This is a genomic window from Kurthia gibsonii, assembly GCF_006539985.1.
GTDB classification, from domain to species: domain Bacteria; phylum Bacillota; class Bacilli; order Bacillales_A; family Planococcaceae; genus Kurthia; species Kurthia gibsonii.
The window spans coordinates 1-3,714 of record NZ_BJOB01000088.1 but is presented as its reverse complement, the minus strand read 5'-3'; the positions used below and the strand labels follow the sequence as shown (position 1 = coordinate 3,714).

At 35.2% G+C, this 3,714-nt stretch carries 4 protein-coding genes and 1 other RNA gene; all 5 read left to right on the top strand.

The features are described 5' to 3' along the window. Positions 1 to 166 precede the first annotated feature (166 nt). The 5 genes from ffs to KGI01_RS13470 all read left to right on the top strand — a co-directional run bounded on the left by ffs (position 167) and on the right by KGI01_RS13470 (position 3,511). Positions 167 to 432, top strand: an RNA gene (gene ffs / locus KGI01_RS13490) — signal recognition particle sRNA large type. 119 nt (positions 433 to 551) lie between these two features. Continuing rightward, a complete protein-coding gene (gene dnaX / locus KGI01_RS13485) occupies positions 552 to 2,321 on the top strand; it encodes a DNA polymerase III subunit gamma/tau (RefSeq protein ID WP_141275108.1) in 1,770 nt (589 codons plus the stop codon). Positions 2,322 to 2,353: 32 nt separating this feature from the next. Further along, a complete protein-coding gene (locus KGI01_RS13480) occupies positions 2,354 to 2,671 on the top strand; it encodes a YbaB/EbfC family nucleoid-associated protein (RefSeq protein ID WP_068456819.1) in 318 nt (105 codons plus the stop codon). Between the two features lie 12 nt (positions 2,672 to 2,683). Continuing rightward, positions 2,684 to 3,280 carry a recombination mediator RecR gene (gene recR, locus KGI01_RS13475; RefSeq protein ID WP_068456815.1) on the top strand — a complete coding sequence of 199 codons (597 nt, stop codon included), beginning with the start codon at positions 2,684 to 2,686 and terminating at the stop codon, positions 3,278 to 3,280. A gap of 18 nt (positions 3,281 to 3,298) precedes the next feature. Continuing rightward, positions 3,299 to 3,511: a YaaL family protein gene (locus KGI01_RS13470; RefSeq protein WP_141275107.1), complete on the top strand. Its 213-nt coding sequence runs from the start codon at positions 3,299 to 3,301 to the stop codon at positions 3,509 to 3,511. Positions 3,512 to 3,714 lie beyond the last annotated feature (203 nt).

Below are 3,714 nucleotides of genomic sequence, written 5' to 3'. Positions count from 1 at the left end.
GAGATATAGAGTTGTTTTATCAACGTAGATTAATTTAACACGAAATAACATTACGGTCAACCATTTTCCTTAAAAAACTTTTTTACGAAAAAAATCTTATTGTAGAATAAAATTTTCGATAGCTATTAGTTGCAATTTAATTCTAGAATGAGTAAAATATGAATTACCGTGCTAGGTGGGAAGGTAGCGGTGTCCTGTAACTCGCAATCCGCTTTAGCGAGACTGAATTCCCTTAGGAGGCTGTTCGCATGTTTGGTCTGCCTCTTGCACGTAGCGTTGACGATTGGGTCCTGCGCAATGAGTTCCCATGAACCATGTCAGGTCCGAGAGGAAGCAGCATTAAGTGGATCAACTTATGTGCCGCGGGGTAGCCTAATCTGAGCTGGCGACAAGAGTAACGCTTATGTGTGACTGTCGATTAAGGGTGCATGGTATTAACCATAACACTTCAAACTCACTCGAAAATATTTCGAGTGAGTTTTTTCATTGTCAAAACGCGTATATGTTATAATCATAAGTAATAAGAATTATAAAAAAGGAGAGCGGTATCGTTGACATATCAGGCATTTTATCGAGTATATCGTCCCCAGTCATTTCGAGACATGTCTGGACAAACCCATGTAAAAAAGACATTACAAAATGCGCTTCAATCTGATCACACAACACATGCCTATTTGTTCTCTGGGCCACGAGGTACAGGTAAAACAAGTACAGCGAAAATTTTCGCTAAAGCATTGAATTGTGAACGAGCACCGATTGCAGAACCTTGTAATGAATGTGCTACTTGTAAAAGTATCACAGAAAATGCGCATCCCGATGTAATTGAGTTTGATGCGGCATCGAATTCACGTGTGGAAGAAATTCGTGAGATTATTGAAAAAGTACGTTTTGCGCCAGCAAGTGCAAGATTTAAAGTATATATTATTGATGAGGTGCACATGTTATCTACAAGTGCCTTCAATGCATTGTTAAAAACATTAGAAGAACCTCCTGCACATGCAAAATTCATTTTAGCTACAACTGAACCACATAAAATACCAGCTACAATCATTTCTCGCTGTCAAAGATTCGATTTCAAAAGACTTTCTTCTATAGATATTGTAGAGCGAATGAAAGTAGTATTAGAAGATATTGAGCGCCCCTATGATGAGAAGGCACTAAAAGTGATATCACAAGCTTCTGCGGGTGGTATGCGTGATGCATTAAGTATGTTAGATCAAGTTGTATCATTTAGTGAAAATGAAGTAACGCTCGAAGATGCATTATTTGTTACAGGTTCAATTAGTCAGGATATTTTTTATCGTTTAGTTGAACACATTCAACAAAAAAACGTAGCAGATGTTTTAGGATTATTAGAAGAGTTAATGAATGAAGGAAAAGACGCAGTTCGTTTATCAGAAGATCTCATTACATTCTTTAGAGATTTACTTCTTATTCAAACAGCACCTGATTTAGGCGATTTACTAGAACTTGCTTCAGATGAAGAGAAATTTGTTCAATTAGCGAATGATTTTTCTTTAGATACTCTCTATCAATACATTGATATTTTATCGAAAACACAACAAGAAATGCGTTTTTCATTACATTCAAAAGTATATTTAGAAACAGCGTTATTAAAGATGGTTCAAACAAGTCAACCAACGCAAGTGATGAACAATCATTCTGAACAGTCAAGTACAGTTCACTCACAAGGGTTAGAAGCGAAAGTTGCTCAATTAGAAAGTTTAGTACAACAAATGCAGTCAATGGGTGGTCCTGTTACTGTTACAGAATCACAAACAACTTCACAACGACCACGACAAAAACCGCAAGCTGGTTTTAAAGTACCAACGGGTCGTGTAAACGAGGTACTAAAAATTGCAACGAAACCTGCTATTCAACAGATTAAAAGTATTTGGATGGATGCAGTTAACCAATTAACGAAGTCACAACAAGCATTATTGGCAGATTCAGAGCCAGTAGCGGCAACAGACGGTGTTTTTGTGTTAAAATTCAAACATGAAATACTTTGCCGAATGGCTGCTGAAAATAAAGAGTTGGCTGAGCAGTTCAAACATGTTTTAGCAGGCTTAACGAATACGTTTTATGAGATTGTATTTGTACCAGAGGATGATTGGAATCGAATTAGAACAGAATTTATTCGTAAACATAAAGAGGGTACACAACCTGTATCTGAAAATGTAAATGTCGCTGGTAATGAGCCTGAAGAGCCTGTACAATCATTCTTAGATATTGAACAGCATGAAGAAGAAGTAGATGATACAGTTGTATCGGAAGCTCAAAAACTGTTTGGTAAAGATTTTATTGAAATTGAAGAATAATTAAATTTTAATTTATAAGGAGGCATTTTAAAATGCGCGGAATGGGTAACATGAATAACATGATGAAACAAATGCAAAAAATGCAAAAGAAAATGGTAGAGGCACAAGCAGCATTAGAAGCAGAAGTATTTGAAGGTACTGCAAGTAATGGTCTAGTAAAAGTCGTTATGACAGGTAAAAAAGAAGTAACAGATGTTGTAATTGATCCAGAAATCGTAGATCCAGAAGATGTTGAATTATTACAAGATATGATTATCATTGCGACAAACGAAGCAATTAAACAAGTAGATGAAAAAACAAGTTCTACAATGGGACAATTCACACAAGGATTAAATATTCCAGGATTCTAGGAGGTCGTTCGGATGCATTATCCAGAACCGATATCCAAACTAATCGATAGTTTCATGAAATTGCCAGGCATTGGCCCGAAAACAGCCTCTCGTCTGGCTTTTTTTGTCTTAACGATGGAAGAGGATACCGTATTAACGTTTGCCAAATCTTTAGTAGATGCGAAACGTGATTTAACATATTGTTCAGTATGTGGCCATATTACAGATGTAGATCCATGTCATATCTGCCAAGATCAACAGCGAGATCGTACAATCGTATGCGTTGTGCAAGATCCCAAAGATGTTATTGCAATGGAAAAGATGCGTGATTATAACGGTTTATATCATGTGTTACATGGTGCTATCTCTCCTATGGATGGTATAGGTCCAGAAGATATTAATGTACCAACTTTAATTAAAAGATTACAAAATGCTGAAATTGAAGAATTGATTTTAGCGACGAACCCTACAATTGAAGGTGAAGCTACAGCAATGTATATTTCTCGCCTAGTAAAACCTTCTGGTATTAAAACAACGAGAATCGCACATGGATTACCAGTAGGCGGAGATTTAGAATATGCGGATGAAGTTACTTTATCAAAAGCAATAGAAGGTAGAAGAGAACTCTAAGAATTGAGGCGGCGACCATTGTTCTTTAATAAACAAAAATTACGTAAAGAATATGATGAAAATCTTGTTCAGCTAATTAAGCAGACAAAACAAGAGCTAGAGAATTTACAACAAATTGAAAATCTTGTAGATGACTTTAACTTGGATACTATGGTTCAAAAGAAAATAGCAGAAAGTAAATACTTCTATTTATTTAAAGAAGCAAGAATACGCCGAGTTCAAATTCGATAGTTATAAAGGAAGAAATAAAGTAGTTTAGTAGTTTTTAAGATTAAACTACTTTTTCTTTTGAAAAAGTATTGCTTTATGTAAAAATAGATGTTATTATTTATAAGTCGTTAAGATGACGTTGAAGAAATTAAAGAAATAATTGACTCGCTCATTTTAATATGCTACAATATTTAAGTCGTATAAATATGACGAAAAAATATTTT